21 protein-coding genes are annotated in these 20,847 nt (G+C 54.0%); 7 read left to right on the top strand and 14 right to left on the bottom strand.

What is annotated here, in order from left to right; translation table 11 throughout:
- Positions 1 to 190: 190 nt before the first annotated feature.
- Complete coding sequence (gene envR, locus AC4IBF_RS02185) at positions 191 to 907, top strand: acrEF/envCD operon transcriptional regulator (RefSeq protein WP_133295229.1); 717 nt, start codon at positions 191 to 193, stop codon at positions 905 to 907.
- On the opposite strand, the gene AC4IBF_RS02190 is transcribed toward envR, so the two are convergent.
- The 14 genes from AC4IBF_RS02190 to acuI all read right to left on the bottom strand — a co-directional run bounded on the left by AC4IBF_RS02190 (position 826) and on the right by acuI (position 13,739).
- Entirely contained in the window at positions 826 to 2,904 is a 2,079-nt protein-coding gene (locus AC4IBF_RS02190) for a putative bifunctional diguanylate cyclase/phosphodiesterase (RefSeq protein WP_111965003.1), read from the bottom strand. The genes envR and AC4IBF_RS02190 overlap by 82 nt on opposite strands.
- A gap of 138 nt (positions 2,905 to 3,042) precedes the next feature.
- Complete coding sequence (locus AC4IBF_RS02195; RefSeq protein WP_008502862.1) at positions 3,043 to 3,207, bottom strand: DUF2556 family protein; 165 nt, start codon at positions 3,205 to 3,207, stop codon at positions 3,043 to 3,045.
- Between the two features lie 178 nt (positions 3,208 to 3,385).
- On the bottom strand, positions 3,386 to 3,682 hold the full coding sequence (fis, locus tag AC4IBF_RS02200) for a DNA-binding transcriptional regulator Fis (RefSeq protein WP_000462905.1): 297 nt from the start codon (positions 3,680 to 3,682) through the stop codon (positions 3,386 to 3,388).
- Positions 3,683 to 3,705: 23 nt separating this feature from the next.
- The gene (gene dusB, locus AC4IBF_RS02205; protein ID WP_023309409.1) at positions 3,706 to 4,671 is read right to left on the bottom strand and encodes a tRNA dihydrouridine synthase DusB; all 966 of its coding nucleotides are present in this window, start codon (positions 4,669 to 4,671) and stop codon (positions 3,706 to 3,708) included.
- A 330-nt stretch (positions 4,672 to 5,001) separates the two neighbouring features.
- Entirely contained in the window at positions 5,002 to 5,742 is a 741-nt protein-coding gene (locus tag AC4IBF_RS02210) for a carbonic anhydrase (RefSeq protein ID WP_133295474.1), read from the bottom strand.
- A gap of 128 nt (positions 5,743 to 5,870) precedes the next feature.
- Entirely contained in the window at positions 5,871 to 6,752 is an 882-nt protein-coding gene (gene prmA, locus AC4IBF_RS02215; protein WP_252093505.1) for a 50S ribosomal protein L11 methyltransferase, read from the bottom strand.
- 11 nt (positions 6,753 to 6,763) lie between these two features.
- Positions 6,764 to 8,215 carry a sodium/pantothenate symporter gene (gene panF / locus AC4IBF_RS02220; RefSeq protein ID WP_252093511.1) on the bottom strand — a complete coding sequence of 484 codons (1,452 nt, stop codon included), beginning with the start codon at positions 8,213 to 8,215 and terminating at the stop codon, positions 6,764 to 6,766.
- A complete protein-coding gene (locus AC4IBF_RS02225) occupies positions 8,205 to 8,447 on the bottom strand; it encodes a YhdT family protein (protein ID WP_111964999.1) in 243 nt (80 codons plus the stop codon). Before AC4IBF_RS02225 ends, panF begins: the two co-directional genes overlap by 11 nt.
- Before the next feature lie 108 nt (positions 8,448 to 8,555).
- Positions 8,556 to 9,905 (bottom strand): acetyl-CoA carboxylase biotin carboxylase subunit, encoded by a 1,350-nt coding sequence (gene accC / locus AC4IBF_RS02230; protein ID WP_003860388.1) that lies wholly within the window; start codon positions 9,903 to 9,905, stop codon positions 8,556 to 8,558.
- Between the two features lie 10 nt (positions 9,906 to 9,915).
- Positions 9,916 to 10,377: an acetyl-CoA carboxylase biotin carboxyl carrier protein gene (accB, locus tag AC4IBF_RS02235; protein ID WP_010436174.1), complete on the bottom strand. Its 462-nt coding sequence runs from the start codon at positions 10,375 to 10,377 to the stop codon at positions 9,916 to 9,918.
- A gap of 21 nt (positions 10,378 to 10,398) precedes the next feature.
- The gene (gene aroQ / locus AC4IBF_RS02240) at positions 10,399 to 10,851 is read right to left on the bottom strand and encodes a type II 3-dehydroquinate dehydratase (RefSeq protein WP_023309405.1); all 453 of its coding nucleotides are present in this window, start codon (positions 10,849 to 10,851) and stop codon (positions 10,399 to 10,401) included.
- Positions 10,852 to 11,085: 234 nt separating this feature from the next.
- A complete protein-coding gene (gene msrQ, locus AC4IBF_RS02245; protein ID WP_115876373.1) occupies positions 11,086 to 11,685 on the bottom strand; it encodes a protein-methionine-sulfoxide reductase heme-binding subunit MsrQ in 600 nt (199 codons plus the stop codon).
- Complete coding sequence (msrP, locus tag AC4IBF_RS02250; protein ID WP_143345594.1) at positions 11,686 to 12,687, bottom strand: protein-methionine-sulfoxide reductase catalytic subunit MsrP; 1,002 nt, start codon at positions 12,685 to 12,687, stop codon at positions 11,686 to 11,688.
- Positions 12,688 to 12,764: 77 nt separating this feature from the next.
- Positions 12,765 to 13,739, bottom strand: coding sequence for an acrylyl-CoA reductase (NADPH) (acuI, locus tag AC4IBF_RS02255; protein ID WP_115876371.1), 975 nt, complete (start codon positions 13,737 to 13,739; stop codon positions 12,765 to 12,767).
- A gap of 183 nt (positions 13,740 to 13,922) precedes the next feature.
- On the opposite strand from acuI, the gene csrD reads away from it, so the two are divergent.
- From csrD to rng, 6 genes are all read left to right on the top strand, one after another.
- Positions 13,923 to 15,863, top strand: coding sequence for an RNase E specificity factor CsrD (gene csrD, locus AC4IBF_RS02260; protein ID WP_127732434.1), 1,941 nt, complete (start codon positions 13,923 to 13,925; stop codon positions 15,861 to 15,863).
- A gap of 282 nt (positions 15,864 to 16,145) precedes the next feature.
- Positions 16,146 to 17,189, top strand: a complete 1,044-nt coding sequence (gene mreB, locus AC4IBF_RS02265) for a rod shape-determining protein MreB (protein ID WP_000913396.1) — start codon at positions 16,146 to 16,148, stop codon at positions 17,187 to 17,189.
- A gap of 62 nt (positions 17,190 to 17,251) precedes the next feature.
- Positions 17,252 to 18,268 carry a rod shape-determining protein MreC gene (gene mreC, locus AC4IBF_RS02270; RefSeq protein ID WP_023309400.1) on the top strand — a complete coding sequence of 339 codons (1,017 nt, stop codon included), beginning with the start codon at positions 17,252 to 17,254 and terminating at the stop codon, positions 18,266 to 18,268.
- Positions 18,268 to 18,756, top strand: coding sequence for a rod shape-determining protein MreD (gene mreD, locus AC4IBF_RS02275; protein WP_023309399.1), 489 nt, complete (start codon positions 18,268 to 18,270; stop codon positions 18,754 to 18,756). Before mreC ends, mreD begins: the two co-directional genes overlap by 1 nt.
- Before the next feature lie 9 nt (positions 18,757 to 18,765).
- Complete coding sequence (locus tag AC4IBF_RS02280) at positions 18,766 to 19,359, top strand: Maf family protein (protein ID WP_111964994.1); 594 nt, start codon at positions 18,766 to 18,768, stop codon at positions 19,357 to 19,359.
- The gene (gene rng / locus AC4IBF_RS02285) at positions 19,349 to 20,818 is read left to right on the top strand and encodes a ribonuclease G (protein WP_111964993.1); all 1,470 of its coding nucleotides are present in this window, start codon (positions 19,349 to 19,351) and stop codon (positions 20,816 to 20,818) included. The genes AC4IBF_RS02280 and rng overlap by 11 nt, the downstream gene beginning before the upstream one ends.
- Positions 20,819 to 20,847 lie beyond the last annotated feature (29 nt).

The following is a 20,847-nucleotide window of genomic DNA, read 5'->3' on the forward strand; positions in this document are numbered from 1 at the left end:
AATCAGGTAAGTGAGTTTAATACTTCTTGTTATTCATGCCGCCAATTTAATTGATTTAATGTATTTGTATTAATTATAAATTAATAGAGGTGACTTTTTTTGTGCAAAATTAAAACGGATTTTAGTGAATACTTACATTTGCATGAACGCAATATTACCTTTAAACCTTCTGAGTCACGAGTAGTTGCCTATGGCGCGTAAAAAGAAAGAAGAAGCTCAACAAACCCGGCAGAAACTGATTGAGGCGGCTATCGGACAGTTTGCGACGCGTGGCGTAGCCAGCACGACGCTGACGGATATCGCTGATGCTGCTAAGGTGACGCGCGGCGCTATCTACTGGCACTTCACCAGTAAATCTGAAATATTTAATGCCATCTGGGAACAGCAATTACCCCTTCGCGACATTATCCGCGACAGGCTTCCCCTTTCCGATAGTGACGATCCCTTGTTAAAACTTCGTGAGCAGTTTATTACTGCGCTGCAGTATATTGCCCATGAACCCCGGCAATGTGCGCTTTTACAAATTCTGTATCATAAGTGTGAATTTAGCGGTGATATGATTTCAGAGCATGAAATCAGAAAACGTATTGGATTTAATGATGATACGCTCCGTGCCACGCTGGAGACCTGTATTTCGCGGAATATCATTTCGCCAAAGGTGAATGTTGATCTCACCTTGATTGTATTCCACGGGTTTTTTAGCGGAATAATTAAAAACTGGCTAATGAGTACCGACAGTTTTAATCTTTATCAGCAGGCCCCCGCCCTGGTTGATAGCATTCTGGCGACACTTCCTGTCATTCGCGTGTCGCCTGATGATGCTTACTACTCAGCGGCAGGTAACATTTCCCCTCGGGCACAAAGTGCTTCGATGGTTTCCGCGCTGACGGGTTTACCTAACAGATAACCCTGAAGGGTGTTACAGCCTAGCTCGGTCAAAAAGGCCTGCTGAGCTTCGGTTTCTACACCTTCAGCCACGACTTTCAGGTTAAGTGTTTTTGCAAGGGCTACAATCGCTGAGACAATAGTCGCATCCTCACTCTCCCCGCTAAGCTCTTGTACAAACGCCCTGTCGATTTTTAGTTCGCAGGCCGGTAAGCGTTTGAGGTACAGCAGGCTTGAATATCCGGTGCCAAAATCATCAATGGAGGCTTTCACCCCCGCATCCGTCAGCTCTGTCAGCACTCGTACGCTCTCATCCGGGTTGCTCATCGCCGTGGTTTCCGTCACTTCGAGGATCAACAATTCCGGTGGCACCTGGTGAAGTGCCAGGCAGTCGAGAACCGTTTTAACCAGCGAAGGTTGTTCAAACTGCAGTGTCGACAGGTTTACCGCCATTGACCAGCTTTGATGCCCCTGCAGATGCCATTCCCGCAGCTGGCGACAGGCTTCATTAATCACCCAGTTGCCTATGGGGATGATCAGCCCCGTTTTTTCCGCCAGCGGCAGGAAAAGGTCAGGGGTCAGTAACCCCTGCTTAGGATGCTGCCAGCGTAATAACGCCTCGAATCCGAGGACAGGACCCGCGGGGGCGTTGAATTTTGGCTGATAAAGCAGGCGCAGCTCATTGCGCTCGATTGCCATCCACAAATCGTTCATTAACTGGAGATGGGTCTGCGCCAGGGTGTTCATGGAGGGCTGGAAAAAATGGTAACCGTTACGGCCCATATGCTTCGTGTGATACATCGCCGCGTCGGCGTTAAACATCAGCTCACGCTCGGTTTTGCCGTCGTGAGGGTACAGCGCAATACCAATGCTGAGGGTAACCACCAGTTCATAGGGACTGAGATTGAATGGACTATCGATCGCGCGTACCAGCGAATTCGCCAGCGACGCCGCGTCGTCCGGACCTTCTCCCTCTGCCAGCAGAACAAACTCATCACCGCCAATACGTGCAAGGGTGAACTGGCCTTTCAGAAGAAGCAGCAGACGCTGTGTAACGGCGACCAGCAGCCTGTCACCGACATCATGGCCGTAGGCATCATTGATGGCTTTAAAGCCGTCAAGATCCATGAACATCAGGGCAAAATGGGTTCTTTCACGATCGGCTTTGCTGATGGCCTGATCGAGTCTGTCTTCCAGCAGGATACGGTTGGGCAGACGCGTGAGGGTATCGTGTAGAGCCAGTTGAGCGAGTTCCCGGTTAGCTTCTGCAAGCGACGAGGCCAAAAGGGCGGTACGAGCCTGAAGGCGGGCATCCAGCATCGAGACCAGCAGGGTGATCCCAAGAATAGAGAGCGCGACGACGCTGACCAGCACCGCCAGCCAGCTCCCGTTGATACCCTCATGATGAACCATTGTGGACATCGGAAACTGCGCCGCTTTCATCCCGGCATAGTGCATACCGGCAATGGCAATTCCCATCGTGATGGCGGCACCCATGCGCATCAGCACGACCTGCGCGGCTTCGTGGCGCAGGCGGAAGGTCAGCCATAACGCCGCGAGTGAAGCGGCAAGCGCAATCGCGACCGAAATGGCCACCCAGACCTTGTCCCAGATAATCCCGGGCATCACTTCCAGCGCCGCCATACCGGTGTAATGCATTGCAACTATACCGCTTCCCATCACTAACGCGCCGGGCAGCAGTCGGCGCAGGCGTAATTGCTCGCAGCTAACGAGCCATAGCGCAAATAGCGACGACCCCACGGCGATGACCATAGATAACACCGTCAGGGTGGCGTTGTAGCTCATGCTCATGGAGAGGTCCATCGCCAGCATGCCGATAAAATGCATGGCCCACACGCCAATACCCATAGCAATACCGCCGCCAGCCAGCCAGACGCGGGCAGCGACGCCCTCGCTTCCGGCAACGCGTGCAGCCATATTCAATGCGGTATACGCAGCAAGGATGGCAACAACAAAGGAGAGGACGACAAGGATATGGTTGTATTGGCTGACCAGCATGGACGGTTCTACTCGAGTGTGGGGTTACGCTAGAGCGGTTGAGAAGGGCGAGACATTATCACCGTCAGGTAATGGCTCAAAGGGATTTAAATCCCCGTTTTTAGTGGGTAATAACAGGTGATTTGCGCAATCGGGCGCTTAGTCGAGCTCTGAGCAGTTCACGAGTTTAAGGGGATTCACGGAGTTCATATTGCGACACTTATCGGTTTCGGTGCTCATCAGTTCAATCCACTGCATCAGGAGTGCATCGAAAATGAGAACGGAGATTGCAAAGACAACCAGCCACCAGTATTTACGAATCATTGTGTCATTCCGCGAGAAGATCGCCAGTAAGGTGGGAGAAATATACACCAAAATCTGCGGTTTTAAAGCGGGATAAGTTAAGGTTTACAAAGCGTTGACGGACTGAAGCTGGGGAATAAAAAAGGCGCTTCCCCATGCCGAAGAGCGCCTTTTTAAACAAGCATTCAACTGATTAGTATCAGTTCATGCCGTATTTTTTCAGTTTCTTACGCAGAGTACCACGGTTGATACCCATCATCAGCGCAGCGCGGGTTTGGTTACCGCGGGTGTATTGCATCACCATGTCCAACAGTGGCTGTTCAACTTCAGCCAGTACCAGCTCATACAGGTCATTAACATCCTGACCATTCAGTTGAGCAAAATAGTTCTTCAGTGCCTGTTTAACCGAGTCACGCAGGGGTTTTTGAGTTACCTGGTCCTGAGAGTTAACGGTAGAAACGGTCAGTACGTCAGAATTTACGCGTTGTTCGAACATAGTTCTGTCAGCTCTTTATTTCATTACGCAAGATTTTCGAAGTATGCCTCCAACGCCTCCAGCTGTACGCTGGCATCCTCTATGGCGTTGAATGTGCGCCGAAACTGGTCATCTGGAGCGTGCTCCTGGAGATACCAGGAGACGTGTTTACGCGCAATTCGGTACCCTTTTGCCTGACCGTAGTGGTCATGCAGTTCCCGAACATGCGAACAAAGCAAGCGCTTAACCTCTGCCAGAGGCAGCGGGGCAAGCAGCTCCCCAGTGTCCAGATAATGCTGGATTTCCCGGAAGATCCAGGGTCTTCCCTGAGCTGCACGTCCTATCATCAGAGCATCAGCTCCCGTATAGTCGAGTACAGCCCTGGCTTTAAGCGGGTCAGTTATGTCGCCATTCGCGATAATCGGAATGGAAACTTTCTGCTTAACTGCCCGAATGCTGTCGTATTCAGCTTCGCCGTTGAACAAACAGGCGCGAGTGCGTCCATGAATGGTCAGGGCCTGAATGCCACAGTCTTCGGCCAGTTGGGCAATCTCTACACAGTTACGGTGTTCCGGCGACCAACCCGTGCGAATCTTCAACGTAACAGGAACGTCCACCGCGCTGACAACCGCCGTCAGGATAGCTTTCACCTGGTCGGGGTATTGCAGAAGGGCTGAACCTGCAAGCTTGCGATTCACCTTTTTGGCCGGGCACCCCATATTGATATCAATAATTTGGGCACCACTTTCCACGTTAATTCGCGCGGCATCTGCCATCTCTTCAGGCACGCTTCCGGCAATTTGCACGGTGCGAATACCTGGTTCATCAACGTGCACCATCCGAAGGCGGGATTTATCGCTTTCCCAAACCTGCGGGTTAGACGACATCATCTCGGATACGGTTAAACCGGCTCCCATCTCATAGCACAGCGTCCTGAACGGCCGGTCTGTAATACCTGCCATTGGGGCTGCGATCAGGCGATTTCTAAGCTGGTGGTGTCCGATGCGCATGAGTTAAGAAATGACCATACTGTGACTGCAAGGCGGCGTATATTACGCATTTTTTGCACGAGATGAAAGGCCAAACTTTGAACAATCCACTGTTGTAGATCAAGGAATCGCCGCTCAATCTTTCCGTTAAGAATTATTCACTATTTAAATCATTGTGTTATGCGAGAATGACTATTTTATGGGCGCTTACAATTTCCCGTAACTTCTCATCATTTCTGAATAAAGGGCTTACCTGAGCGGGATAATCTGCTGTTTTTAGCAGCAGATTTCCCGTCTTCTTTGCGATCTGCGTCGCATTTTAGAACATGATCTTTAGCCTCTGGATGGGCGTTATTCGACCACAACACGCCCATGCAGAGACTGTACCGGACGGTTATTATCGTGATGCATTGTCCCGGTGAATCTGGCAAGTTGTTCTGCAGAAACCGTCAAGGGTTGCTTAAGCACAATCCAGGTGACGCCTTCTGAACACGGCGGGGTGGTCAGTGAACCGCTAAAGCGCCAGTACGTTTTATCTTTCGGCAGCAGTTTGTTCAGGTTGAGATCCTGTTTGATGGAGACGTTCTGCTCGGCCTGCTGAGGCATAACGCGCCACAGTTTTTCAAGCTCCGGGTTTGCGGCCCCTTTATCAAACATGACCGCCACCACCGACAGTTCCCCGCCGGCATTTTTATGAACCAGATGCATTTCCATCGCGTACCTTTTGCCATGCACGGTATTTTCGCTCGGCGCGTGAAAATGGAACTGTTGTAACGTCCAGGTTTGCTTATCAAGAGTAAGGGTATCGCGGGTGTCAGCCTGTTCACCAGCCTGAATGGTATGGCCATTGTTTGTCAGTGTAACAGGGCCATCAACGTAGTGGGTTTGCAGCGGGGAAAGATGGGCGTTAGCGGTCGAATCAATATTAATCGGAGACTGGTTCATCCCGCTTTGACAGGTCTTGTAGGCCTCGTCCAGCTCGCCCCAATGTTCCGGTGAACCTTCCCCTTCGTAGTTCCAGTGTGATGCAAATGCTGAAGCCGAGATCATGCTCAGCGCCAGCAGCGCTGCCTTGCCTGTAATGTGTTTCATCATATTCTTCCGGTGAATTTTTGTAATACAAACCAACGTGATTCGTGTGGTTATTTTACCGAAGAATGACCGGGGGAGAGAGGATTATCAAAGGGAGAAAGGCGTGGTCAGATGACCACGCCAGATTCTTATTTTTTACGGCCGGTGATGCGGCACCACTCTTCTTTTTCCACGACCGGATCGAGGGCAAAGAGATCGGCGTAGGCTTCACATACGCTGTCGGCCTGGCTTGCCAGGATACCGGAAAGCCCCAGCAGACCGCCCTCAACGGGCAGCACGCTGATTAGCGGGGCCAGCTCGCGCAGTGGGCCCGCCAGAATGTTTGCGACCACCACGTCGGCTTTCATCGCTTCTGGCTGCGCATCCGGCAAATACAGCTCCAGTCGATCGGAAACGCCATTACGCTCGGCGTTGTCACGGCTGGCCTGAATCGCCTGCGGATCGATATCGATCCCGATAGCTTTTGCCGCGCCCAGCTTCAGGGCAGCAATCGCGAGGATCCCGGATCCACAGCCGAAGTCGATCACTGTCTTACCGTCCAGATCCAGACCATCCAGCCACTGCAGGCACAGGGACGTGGTTGGGTGAGTGCCGGTACCAAACGCCAGGCCCGGATCGAGCATGACGTTAACCGCGTTATCATCAGGAACGTCGCGCCAGCTCGGGCAGATCCACAGGCGTTTGCCGAACTGCATCGGGTGGAAGTTATCCATCCACTCGCGTTCCCAGTCTTTATCTTCCAGCTGTTCGATTTTATGGGCAAAACCCGCACCCAGCAGAGGATGATTCTCCAGAATCGCGACAACCTCTTTCATGTCGGTTTCGGCATCAAACAGGCCAATAACGTCGGTATCACCCCACAGGCGGGTTTCGCCCGGCAACGGCTCAAAGACCGGCGTGTCATGCGTGTCCTGGAAGGTGATAGAGACCGAACCGGCCTCCATCAGCGCATCGCTCAGTTCCTCGGCGTTAGCGCCGGTTGTGTTCAGTTTTAGTTGGATCCACGGCATGGCAAAACTCTTTATTTATCAGTAGAAATCACAGCGGGCTGTGGGACGGGCTGACCGAAACGGTTTCCCACCACAAACGCCAGTAAACTCAGCAGTAACGAAGGCACAATCGGATGGAAGCCCAGGTACTGAATCTTAAACGTTGCAAGGACGGCGTACAGCACACCGCCGACAATCATGCCGCTCAGCGCGCCCGCAGCGTTTGCACGCTCCCAGTAGAGCCCTAACACCAGCGGCCACAGGAATACCGCTTCAAGCCCACCAAACGCCAGCAGGTTCAGCCAGATGATCATCTCAGGCGGGCGCCATGCGGCTAACAGCAGCAATGCCCCTAACGTCAGAGTAATAATGGCCGACATGCGCTTCAGGCGCCGTTCATTCTCTGCCTGCTCAGGACGCAGGTTCAGATAGAGATCTTTAATGATCGTAGCGGAACTTTGCAGCAGCTGAGCGTTGATTGTCGACATAATGGCGGCCATCGGGGCTGCGAGGAAGATCCCGGCGGCAAATGGCGGCAGCACTTTAACCATCAGGGTTGGGATAACCAGATCGGGTACGGTAAGGTCAGGAATAACTGCCCGACCTAACGCGCCCGCCAGGTGCATACCAAACATCAGGATCGCAACCACGATAGTGCCGATAATGATACCTCTGTGCACGGCTTTGCTGTCTTTGTAAGAGATACAGCGCACGGCGGTATGCGGCAGGCCAATCACTCCAAAGCACACCAACACCCAGAACGAGGTCATAAAGGTTGGCGAAAGGATGTCATCTGCGCCCTGCGGAGAGACCAGTTTCGGGTCGATGGTTTCCAGCGTTTCGACTGCGTGGCTCAGGCCACCAGCAGCATGCACAATGCCCACCAGCAGAACAATGGTGCCAACAAGCATCACCAATCCCTGCATCGTATCGTTCAGCACGCTGGCGCGGAATCCGCCGAACGCGGTATACAGCGCAATGCTGACTCCGAAGATGATCAAGCCTGTCTCGTAGGGGATCCCGGCCGCCGTTTCCAGCAGGCGTGCCCCGCCGATAAACTGCACCGTCATTGCGCCAATAAAGGCCACCAGCAGGCTTATGCTGGCCAGCCACACCAGTAAACGGCTCTGATAGCGGGCAAAAAGCATATCGTTGAGCGTCACGGCATTATAACGGCGCGCCAGAATGGCAAATTTTTTGCCCAGTATGCCCAGTGAGAGCCAGACGGCTGGAAGCTGGATCATCGCCAGAAGCACCCAGCCTAACCCGTATTTATAGGCTGCTCCGGGTCCGCCGATAAACGAACTGGCACTGATGTAGGTCGCGGTAAGCGTCATGGCCAGCACGACGCCGCCCATCGAGCGGCTACCAAGAAAATACTCGTTCAGGAAGGTGCCCGTCGTTCTTTTACGCATGGCGTAAACGGACAAACCAAACACCACTAACAAGTAAGCGATAAGCGGCAGAATGACTTCAAGCTGCATCATCGTCCTCCAGCGGGATATCGCGATAGATGAATTTCACCATTGCCCAGCACAGCAGGATGAAGACCAGCGGTACCAGCAGGCACGCCATTTCGAACCAGTGCGGCAGGCCGGTGAAGCCAATAGCGGAGTCAGGTAAGTAAGCAGTTACCAACCATGCTGCGAGATAGAGAAGGGTCAGCCACAGCGCCCAGCGCGCTTCTTTATGGGCCTGAACAAAACGTTTGTCCATTTATTGTCCCTTGTGGATGAAGAAAGCGGGGATTGTACATGATGAGCCTTTCCTGGCCCCAGAAATAAAAAAAGCCGGATAATCCGGCCTTTTAGCAACACAGGTCTCTTACTTCTCGTTCAGACCGAGTTTTTTCTCCAGATAGTGGATGTTAGTTCCACCATTCTGGAAGTGCTCGTCGCTCATGATGCGCATCTGCAGATCAACGTTGGTTTTGATACCGTCGATGATCAGCTCCTGCAGGGCATTCTTCATGCGGGCAATCGCCACGTCACGATTTTCGCCGTAGCAGATGAGCTTGCCGATCATTGAGTCATAGTACGGCGGTACGGTGTAACCGGCGTAGATATGAGACTCCCAGCGCACGCCAAAGCCACCCGGCGCGTGGAAACGCGTGATTTTGCCCGGGCTTGGCAGGAAGGTGTTCGGGTCTTCGGCGTTGATACGGCATTCTACCGCATGGCCTTTCACCACAACTTCTTCCTGCTTGATGGAAAGCGGCTGGCCTGCAGCGATACGCAGCTGCTCTTTGATCAGGTCAACGCCGGTGATCATTTCGGTAACCGGATGCTCAACCTGAATACGGGTGTTCATTTCGATGAAATAGAACTCGCCGTTCTCGAACAGGAACTCAAAGGTACCCGCTCCACGATAGCCGATATCGACACACGCTTTAGCGCAACGCTCGCCGATGTAGCGACGCAGTTCCGGGGTAATGCCCGGCGCTGGTGCTTCTTCGACCACTTTCTGGTGACGACGCTGCATGGAGCAGTCACGTTCTGCCAGATAGATTGCGTTGCCCTGACCGTCAGCCAGCACCTGAATTTCGATGTGGCGTGGGTTTTCCAGGTATTTTTCCATGTATACCATGTCATTGCTGAAAGCGGCTTTCGCTTCTGCTTTGGTCATGGAGATGGACTGCGCCAGTTCAGCATCGCTACGCACAACGCGCATACCGCGACCGCCGCCGCCGCCGGACGCCTTGATGATAACCGGGTAGCCAATGCGTTTAGCATGAGCACGGTTAGCATCCATGTCGTCGGTCAGAGGGCCGTCAGAGCCTGGTACGGTTGGAACACCGGCTTTTTTCATCGCGGTGATTGCAGACACTTTGTCGCCCATCAGGCGGATGGTGTCGGCTTTCGGGCCGATGAAAATGAAGCCAGAGCGTTCAACCTGCTCAGCAAAGTTGGCGTTCTCAGAGAGGAAGCCATAACCCGGATGAATTGCCACCGCGCCGGTGATTTCAGCGGCGCTGATGATAGCCGGGATGTTCAGATAGCTTTTTACGGACGGAGCCGGGCCAATACAGACCGTCTCATCCGCCAGCAATACGTGTTTTAAATCGCGATCCGCGCTTGAGTGCACAGCGACGGTCTTGATGCCCAGTTCTTTACAGGCACGAAGAATACGCAGTGCGATCTCGCCGCGGTTGGCGATAACAATTTTATCCAGCATGTACGCCTCGTTACTCGATGACGACCAGCGGCTCGTCAAATTCAACCGGCTGACCACTTTCGACCAGAATCGCTTTCACAGTACCTGATTTGTCTGCTTCGATCTGGTTCATCATTTTCATCGCTTCTACGATGCACAGGGTATCGCCGACGTTGACTTTCTGACCCACTTCGATGAACGCCTTCGCGTCAGGGCTCGGGGTGCGGTAGAAAGTACCAACCATTGGGGAACGTACGATGTGACCACTGATTTCTGCTGCAGCGGCAGGTGCGGCTTCAGCTGCTGGTGCAACGGCTGCGGAGAGCGCAGGCTGCTGCACTGGCGCAGCATAAGCCTGCTGCATTACCGGGAAGCTAGCGGCTGGGGCTGCACGGCTGATGCGTACAGACTCTTCGCCTTCAGAAATTTCCAGTTCGGAGATGCCTGATTCTTCAACCAGCTCGATCAGTTTTTTAATCTTACGAATATCCATGAGTGGGTTCCGTACTCTTGTTTAGTGTGATTGTGACAAGCGTTTTACCGCTGTCTGTAAAGCGTATGAATAGCCGTCTGCGCCCAGTCCACAGATAACGCCAGCAGCGATATCCGACAGATACGAATGGTGGCGGAACGGCTCTCGGGCGTGCACATTACTCAGGTGGATCTCGATAAACGGGATACTCACCGCGAGAAGTGCGTCGCGGATAGCAACACTGGTGTGCGTAAACGCGGCCGGATTGATCAGGATATAGTCCACATTGTCTTTAGCCTGATGAATACGGTCGATGAGTGCGTACTCCGCATTCGACTGAAAATGATCCAAATCCACATTCAGCGACGCTGCTTCCGTTCCAAGACGGTTAACAATTTCACTCAATGTCAGCGTGCCGTACTTCTCTGGCTCACGGGTGCCGAGCATGTTCAGGTTCGGTCCGTTCAAAACTAAGATATGGAACTTATCAGTCATTATGCCGCTATCTCCTGCGATTTTCGGGTAAAAAACAAAATATACCTTCGAAACGCAAATGTCACCTTTTCAGAGGCTTAAAACCGCTGTCAGGCGAACCAAGGTCGCACATTATAACGATTTCGTAGCATTTAGCAGCTAAATACTGGTCTTATCAGGGAAGATTATCAACCGCTATCCGAAAAAGATTTGCGGTTGACCGGTAATCTGCGGGAAAACGCACAGTTTCGCGAACTATCGCAACCACTGGCGGAACTTCTTATAACGCCATGCTAAAAGCGCCACGGCGGCCAGTGCGTACAGGACCGGCTGCGGGGAGAGGATCTTCACTGACCACAGGTAATGAATGGGAGCGAGGATCGCGACAAGATAGACGAAGTTGTGCAGCAGCTGCCAGCGCCTGCCCAGTTTTCGCTGTGCATATTGCGTGGAGGTCAGCGCTAACGCCAGTAAAATCACCCAGCTCACGATGCCCAGGGTCAGATAAGGGCGTGTCACCAGTTCGCGGCCAAGCAGCGCCAGATTGTTAATTCCCAGTTCCAGCAGGGCATAGCTGGTAAGGTGCAGCGTTGCCCAGGCAAAACACCATAGTCCTAACAGCCGACGGGTGCGTATCAATAAGGGCTGTTTAGCGTAGCGCGCCAGCGGCGAGACGAGCAAGGTGGCCAGCAAAAATTTCAGAGCCATCCGACCGGTAAAATGCTGGATATCCTTGGCCGGGTCTGCGCTAAAGAGCCCCTGGCTGGCGGCCCAGAACAGCCATATAAAAGGAAGTACCCCGGCCAGGTGCAGAAGCACTTTTAGCCAGGTAATCTGTTTTGCCGTTAAACGCACTCAGAAGTTCTCCCGTAAGTTGAGACCACGATAAAGCGAGGCCACTTCATCCGCATAACCGTTAAACAGTAGCGTCGGCTGGCGCTTAACGTCCAGCGCACCGCCGGAACCAATAAACCGCTCGGTCGCTTGCGACCAGCGTGGATGATCCACCTGCGGGTTCACGTTGGCGAAGAAACCGTATTCGTCCGGGGCCGCCAGATTCCACGTGGTTGGTGGACGTTCACGGGTAAGCTTGATGCTGACGATAGATTTAATCCCTTTGAAGCCATATTTCCACGGTACGGTTAAACGGATGGGGGCACCGTTCTGCGGCGGAAGCGCTTTACCGTACACACCGACGGTCAGCAGGGTGAGGGGGTGCATAGCTTCATCGAGACGTAACCCTTCCACATACGGATAATCAAGCCCGCCGCCGATAAACCGATCTTTCTGCCCGGGCATCTCGTCCGGCGCATACCGCGTCTGGAAGGCGACATATTTTGCATTGCTGGTGGGCTCAACCATCGCCAGCAATTTATGCAGCGGGAAGCCGACCCAGGGCACTACCATCGACCAGGCTTCCACGCAGCGCATGCGATAGATACGCTCTTCGAGCGGGAAACGGGTGGTGAGATCGTGGTGGTCCAGCGTCAGGGGTTTCGCCACTTCACCGTCGATTTTCAGCGTCCACGGATCGGTTTTGAGGCTTCCCGCGTTGGCGGCAGGATCGGCCTTGTCGAGACCAAATTCGTAGAAGTTGTTGTAGCCGGTGACTTTATCTTCCGGCGTAAGCGTCAGTTTGTTTTGCCATTCAGCTGGTTTCGTAAAGGTGAGCGGGGCGCCGGAAGGAGCCTTTGGCCGATCGTTGCCTTTAAACCAGTCGAGCAGGTCGGCGTGAGCCGAAGGCGAGAGCGAGAGCGCGGTGGCGCTGATGCCAAGCATTTTCAGGATCTGGCGGCGCTGTAGCATAAAGACAGACTCAGACGTTACGTCGGCTTCCGTCAGTTTTCGGTTTTTCATGGCATCCTCCGTCATGCGTTTTCCTAAGCATGACGGAGGAGAGTGATTCGCGCGAATATGTCACGAAAATTTGAAGATTAGGCGATTTTCACCAGCGCGCGACCGTGGAACTGGTTATCCATGATCTTAGAGGCGTATTCCGGCGCCTGGCTCAGGTTTATCTCCGTCGCGCTCTGGGTATAGAAAGATTCCGGCAGATCGCGCACCAGCCGTTCCCAGGCTTCATGGCGACGAGCCGCAGGGGTCATCACGGAATCCACGCCCTGCAGGCGGACGTTACGCAGAATAAACGGCATCACGGTGGTTGGCAGGGCAAATCCGCCCGCCAGACCGCAGGCTGCCACGCAGCCGCCGTAGTTCATCTGCGCCAGGATTTTGGCCAGCACCTTATCACCTACGGTATCCACAGCCCCTGCCCAGACCTGTTTTTCCAGCGGACGGGTTTCAGCGAATTCGTCACGGCTGAGAATGCGGTTTGCACCGAGCTGGCGCAGATAGTCATGGGTGCTTTCACGGCCGGAAACCGCAGCGACCTGATAGCCTAGCTTGTGGAGCAGCGTGACAGCCGTGCTGCCCACGCCGCCGCTGGCGCCGGTGACGACAATGTCACCCGACTCAGGGCGGATACCCGCATCTTCCAGCGCCATCACGCACAGCATGGCGGTAAAGCCTGCCGTACCGACGATCATCGCCTTGCGTCCATCCATGCCTTTCGGCATCGGCACCAGCCAGTCGCCCTTCACGCGCGCCTGCGTGGCCAGCCCACCCCAGTGATTTTCACCCACGCCCCAGCCGGTGAGCAGCACCTGCTGGCCCGGATGGAAGCGCGGATCCTCGCTGGTATGAACCCGGCCCGCGAAATCAATACCAGGCACCATAGGGAAATTTCGGATGATTTTACCCTTACCTGTAATAGCCAGCGCATCTTTATAATTTAAACTGGACCAGTCGATGTCGACGGTTACTTCGCCTTCCGGCAGGCGGCTCTCTTCTACCGGCTGCACTGAGGCAAGCGTTTTGCCGTCCTGCTGTTCTAAGATCAAAGCCTGCATACGGGGTCCTCTCAACTCATATGATTGGAAAATAATTTCTGAAGACTATACTCGCTCAGGGAAACGCGGTGCCGATTTAACGCAATAAATTGCCAGATACACCCGATTTGGTAGTATGCCGCATTTGAAATGCAAGTTAGCGCTTACTCGCTACCCCCATCAACCCACGGAGTAATCTCAAGGATGCGATTAACGACGAAGTTCTCAGCTTTTATCACCTTGCTGACGGGGCTTACCATTTTTGTCACCCTTCTGGGCTGCTCTCTGAGCTTTTACAACGCCATTCAGGACAAACTGGTCAACCGGGTACAGTCTGTCGCGTCGGTGATTGATACGCGTCTGCTAACGACGCCGCTACCAGCGCTCACCAGTGAGCTTGATGAGTTGATGGTACCTGTTGATATTGTTCAGATCGACATTCAGCAGGGAAAGCATCGTGTTTTAAGCCATGAACGGCCGGGGAGTTATCGGCCTGCGGGCGTGGTGAGCCAGTATCGGGAAGTGACGGTGCATTCCCTCAAAAATCCAGGGATGACCATACGCATGGTCTATCTCGATCCGATGGCCAGCTATTTCCGATCCATGATGACCACCGCGCCGCTCACCGTCGCGGTGGCGTTTATCGTCCTGCTGATCTTTCTCGCGGTCCGCTGGCTGCGCCGCCAGCTCTCCGGCCAGGAGCTGCTGGAGATGCGCTCCGTACGTATCCTGAACGGTGAACGCGGCCCGCAGGTGCGCGGCTCGGTTCATGAATGGCCGTCACGCGCCAGCAGCGCGCTGGATACCTTGCTCTCCGAAGTCCAGTTTGCCAGCGACCAGCGCAGCCGTATGGATACGCTGATCCGCTCTTATGCTGCGCAGGATAATAAAACTGGCCTCAACAATCGTCTTTTCTTTGATAATCAGCTGGCCACGCTGCTCGACGATTCAGAAAAAGTGGGGACACATGGGGTAGTGATGATGATTCGCCTGCCCGATTTCGATCTCCTGCGCGACACCTGGGGACAGCGGGCCGCGGAAGAAAATCTCTTTACGCTAATCAACCTGCTCTCCACCTTTATTATGCGCTACCCGGGCGCATTACTGGCCCGCTATCACCGCAGTGACTTTGCCGTGTTGCTGCCGCACCGTACGCTGAAGGAGTCGGAAAGCATCGCCAGCCAGCTGCTGAAGGCGGTCGATGCGCTGCCGCAGAGCAAAATGCTCGACAGGGACGATATGGTCCATATGGGGATCTGCGCCTGGCGTGGCGGACAATCGACAGAACAGGTAATGGAACATGCGGAAGCCGCTACCCGCAACGCTGTCTTGCAGGGGGCGAACGGATGGGCGGTGTATGATGACTCGCTGCCGGAAAAAGGGCGCGGCAACGTGCGCTGGCGAACGCTGATTGAGCAAATGCTTAGCCGCGGCGGACCGCGTATTTATCAAAAACCCGCGGTCATGAAAAACGGCAATGTTCATCACCGAGAACTGATGTGTCGTATTTTTGACGGTACCGAAGAGGTCATTTCGGCGGAATATCTGCCGATGGTGCTGCAATTTGGGCTGTCCGAAGAGTATGACCGCCAGCAAATTACCCGGCTGATTCCGTTTTTATCCTTCTGGCCTGAAGAAAACCTGGCGTTACAGGTCACCGTTGAGTCGTTAATACGCCCACGTTTTCAGCGCTGGCTACGTGATACATTAATGCAATGCGAAAAATCACAGCGCAAACACATTATTTTTGAACTTGCTGAGGCCGATGTAGGTCAACACATCAGCCGGTTACGTCCGGTGGTACGTTTGATCAATGCGCTCGGTGCGCGTGTAGCGGTGACGCAGGCTGGTTTAACGCTGGTCAGTACCAACTGGATCAAGGAACTGGATGTGGAGTTATTAAAGCTACATCCGGGGCTGGTAAGGAATATCGAGAAGCGTACGGAAAACCAGCTTCTGGTACAGAGTCTGGTAGAAGCATGCAAGGGAACGCGAACACAAGTGTTTGCCACGGGCGTGCGCTCCAGAAGCGAATGGCAGATGTTAACAGCGCGCGGCGTGATGGGTGGTCAGGGGGATTTTTTTGCTGCCTCTCAACCGCTTGACACCAACGTGAAAAAATATTTGCAAAGATACTCTGTTTGACCTGCCGTTTACGCTGTTTTCACGTAGAATATCGCGCCTGTAGCTTTGAGTATGTCGAGCAAAAAGCCAGTGAACGACCTTTAATGGGTTACAAACGTCAGTGGGGAACGCAACTGTTTACTCAGCCCTGAAGGAGTCAGGGGATGATTTTGTAACATCAGGAAACGTACTGCATAAATTTTCACCGTTGCAGATGATTTTTGCGCCTTGTCGCTGCTGCGTGTGGTTGGTAAAGTAAGCGGATTTTGTTTTCCGCCCCAGCTTTCAGGATTATCCCTTAGTATGTTGAAAAAATTTCGTGGCATGTTTTCCAATGACCTGTCCATTGACCTGGGTACCGCGAATACCCTTATTTATGTAAAAGGACAAGGCATCGTATTGAATGAGCCTTCCGTTGTGGCCATTCGTCAGGATCGTGCAGGCTCGCCAAAAAGCGTGGCCGCAGTGGGTCATGACGCGAAGCAGATGCTGGGTCGTACCCCAGGCAACATTGCCGCTATCCGCCCAATGAAAGACGGCGTTATCGCCGACTTCTTCGTGACTGAAAAAATGCTTCAGCACTTCATCAAACAGGTTCACAGCAACAGCTTCATGCGTCCAAGCCCGCGTGTTCTGGTGTGTGTACCGGTTGGCGCAACCCAGGTAGAACGTCGCGCAATCCGTGAATCTGCCCAGGGTGCAGGTGCGCGTGAAGTGTTCCTGATTGAAGAGCCAATGGCGGCGGCAATCGGTGCAGGTCTGCCTGTGTCTGAAGCGACCGGTTCCATGGTGGTGGATATCGGTGGTGGTACCACTGAAGTGGCCGTTATCTCTCTGAACGGCGTGGTGTACTCCTCTTCCGTACGTATCGGTGGTGACCGCTTCGACGAAGCCATCATTAATTATGTTCGCCGTAACTACGGCTCTCTGATCGGTGAAGCCACCGCAGAGCGTATCAAACATGAAATCGGCTCTGCGTATCCGGGCGATGAAGTGCGTGAGATCGAAGTACGTGGGCGTAACCTGGCTGAGGGTGTTCCACGCGGTTTCACCCTGAACTCCAACGAAATTCTGGAAGCACTGCAGGAACCACTGACGGGCATCGTGAGCGCGGTAATGGTCGCGCTGGAACAGTGTCCACCAGAGCTGGCGTCCGATATCTCCGAGCGCGGTATGGTTCTGACCGGTGGTGGTGCGCTGCTGCGTAACCTCGACCGCCTGTTAATGGAAGAGACAGGTATTCCTGTCGTAGTTGCAGAAGATCCACTGACTTGCGTCGCCCGTGGTGGTGGCAAGGCGCTGGAAATGATCGACATGCACGGCGGCGATTTGTTCAGCGAAGAGTAGTCGAGTTTGAGAGGGTAGCAATTTGCTACCCTTTCTCTCTGACGCGAGAATACGCATAGCCTATGAAGCCAATTTTTAGCCGTGGCCCATCGCTACAGTTTCGCCTTATTCTGGCGGTTCTGGTTGCGCTTGGGGTCATTATTGCCGATAGCCGCCTCGGTACGTTCAGCCAGATCAGAACGTACATGGATACCGCCGTCAGTCCTTTCTACTTTGTTTCAAATGGTCCCCGTGAACTGCTCGACTCCGTTTCTCAAACGCTGTCTTCACGCGACCAACTCGAACTCGAAAACCGGGCATTACGTCAGGAACTGTTGCTGAAAAACAGCGAACTGCTGATGCTGGGGCAATACAAGCAGGAAAACGCCCGCCTGCGTGAACTGCTCGGCTCGCCGCTGCGTCAGGATGAGCAGAAAATGGTCACGCAGGTGATCTCCACCGTGAACGACCCTTACAGCGATCAGGTTGTGATCGACAAAGGGAGCGTCAACGGGGTGTATGAAGGCCAGCCAGTTATCAGCGATAAAGGCGTAGTAGGCCAGGTTGTTGCCGTGGCTAAACTGACCAGCCGCGTCCTGCTGATTTGCGATGCCACGCATGCGCTGCCGATCCAGGTCCTGCGCAACGACATCCGCGTGATCGCGGCCGGTAACGGCTGTACGGACGACCTGCAGCTGGAACACCTGCCGGCTAACACGGATATCCGCGTAGGCGACGTGCTGGTGACGTCTGGTCTGGGTGGACGCTTCCCTGAAGGTTATCCGGTTGCGGTGGTCTCTTCGGTCAAGCTGGATACCCAGCGTGCCTATACCGTGATTCAGGCGCGTCCAACTGCTGGTTTGCAGCGTCTGCGCTATCTGCTGCTGCTGTGGGGTGCCGATCGTAACGGGGCTAACCCGATGACGCCTGAAGAGGTCCATCGCGTAGCAAACGAGCGCCTGATGCAGATGATGCCGCAGGTTCTTCCGCCTGCGGATTCCATGGGGCCGCCTGCGCCAGTCCCGGCGCCGGCAACCGGGTTAACGCAGCCGCTGCCGGATGCGCCGCCACCGCCTAAACTCTCTTCGGGAGGGCAGTAGTGGCAAGCTATCGTAGCCAGGGACGCTGGGTCATCTGGCTCTCGTTTCTTATTGCACTGTTACTGCAGGTTATGCCCTGGCCGGATGACATTCTCGTTTTCCGGCCAAACTGGGTATTGCTCATTTTACTCTACTGGATCCTTGCCCTGCCGCATCGCGTAAATGTCGGCACGGGTTTCGTGATGGGTGCCATACTGGATCTCATTAGCGGCTCTACGCTTGGCGTGCGCGCCTTGTCCATGAGCATTATTGCGTACCTCGTCGCACTCAAATTCCAGCTCTTTCGTAACCTTGCGCTCTGGCAACAGGCCCTGGTTGTGATGCTATTGTCGCTCGCTGCGGATATCGTTGTTTTCTGGGCAGAGTTTTTAGTGATCAACGTCTCTTTCCGACCGGAAGTGTTCTGGAGTAGTGTAGTAAACGGTGTGCTCTGGCCATGGCTATTCCTGCTGATGCGTAAGGTTCGCCAGCAGTTTGCTGTGCAATAAAAGGTTTCTATGACGTCTTTGTATCTCGCTTCCGGCTCCCCGCGCCGTCAGGAACTCCTGACGCAGCTAGGGGTCTCTTTTGAACGCATCGTGACCGGCATTGAAGAAAAACGTGCTGAGGGCGAAAGTGCTCAACAGTACGTGTCACGTCTGGCGCGGGAGAAAGCGCAGGCGGGCGTGGCCAGTGTGCCACGCGATCTTCCCGTGCTGGGGGCAGATACCATCGTTATCCTGAACGGTGAAGTGCTGGAGAAACCGCACGACGCCGATCATGCAGCGCGCATGCTGCGCAAGCTGTCCGGACAAACGCATCAGGTGATGACGGCCGTCGCGCTGGCTGACAGCCAGCATGTGCTGGACTGCCTGGTGGTGACGGAAGTGACCTTCAGAGTACTTACCGACGACGACATCGCCGCTTATATTGCCAGCGGTGAACCGATGGATAAAGCAGGTGCATACGGTATTCAGGGGCTGGGTGGCTGTTTTGTCAGGAAGATTCATGGCAGCTATCACGCCGTAGTCGGCTTACCGCTGGTGGAAACGTATGAGTTGCTGAGCAATTTTAACTCACTGCGTGAGGGAAGGGATAATTATGACGGCTGAATTGTTGGTAAACGTAACGCCCTCGGAAACCCGTGTGGCCTATATTGATGGTGGCATTCTTCAGGAAATTCATATTGAGCGTGAAGCGCGGCGCGGAATAGTAGGCAATATCTACAAAGGTCGTGTCAGTCGTGTACTACCGGGTATGCAGGCGGCTTTTGTAGATATTGGACTGGATAAGGCGGCATTTTTACATGCCTCCGATATCATGCCGCACACCGAGTGCGTCGCGGGCGAAGAGCAAAAGCAGTTTGCCGTGCGCGACATCTCTGAACTGGTGCGTCAGGGACAGGATCTGATGGTGCAGGTGGTGAAAGATCCCCTCGGTACCAAAGGCGCCCGTCTGACCACCGACATCACCTTACCTTCCCGCTATCTGGTCTTTATGCCCGGCGCGTCGCACGTGGGCGTTTCGCAGCGTATTGAGAGCGAAACCGAGCGCGAGCGTCTGAAGAAAGTGGTCAGCGCCTACTGCGATGAACAGGGCGGATTTATCATCCGTACCGCCGCGGAAGGGATCAGCGAGGAAGACCTGGCGTCGGATGCGGCTTACCTGAAGCGCGTCTGGACAAAAGTGATGGAGCGTAAAAAACGTAACCAGACCCGCTATCAGCTCTATGGTGAGCTGGCGCTGGCGCAGCGCGTTCTGCGTGATTTTGCCGACGCGCAGCTCGACCGCATTCGCGTGGACTCTCGTCTGACGTACGAGGCCCTGCTCGAGTTTACCGCCGAATATATCCCTGAGATGCCTGGCCTGCTGGAGCACTACACCGGGCGTCAGCCGATCTTCGATCTCTATGATGTCGAAAACGAGATCCAGCGTGCCCTGGAGCGTAAGGTCGAGCTGAAGTCAGGCGGCTATCTGATCATCGATCAGACTGAAGCGATGACTACCGTCGATATCAACACCGGCGCTTTTGTCGGCCATCGCAACCTGGATGACACCATCTTCAACACCAATATCGAAGCCACGCAGGCAATTGCGCGCCAGCTTCGTCTGCGCAATCTGGGCGGCATTATCATCATCGACTTCATCGATATGAGTAATGAAGACCACCGTCGCCGCGTGCTGCACTCGCTTGAGCAGGCGCTGAGCAAAGACCGCGTGAAAACCAGCATTAACGGCTTCTCGCAGCTGGGGCTGGTGGAAATGACGCGTAAGCGTACCCGCGAGAGCGTGGAGCATGTGCTGTGCAATGAATGCCCAACCTGCCATGGACGCGGAACGGTAAAGACGGTTGAGACCGTCTGCTACGAAATTATGCGTGAAATCGTCCGTGTTCATCATGCCTACGACTCCGATCGTTTTCTGGTCTATGCTTCCCCTGCGGTGGCTGAAGCGCTGAAAGGCGAAGAGTCGCACGCGCTGGCGGAAGTGGAAATCTTTGTCGGCAAACAGGTAAAAGTACAAATTGAACCGCTCTATAACCAGGAGCAGTTTGACGTCGTGATGATGTAAGCGCAGTACGCTGCGTGACGAAGCTGACA

The sequence above is a fragment of the Enterobacter sp. Taxon_8 genome (assembly GCF_058354585.1).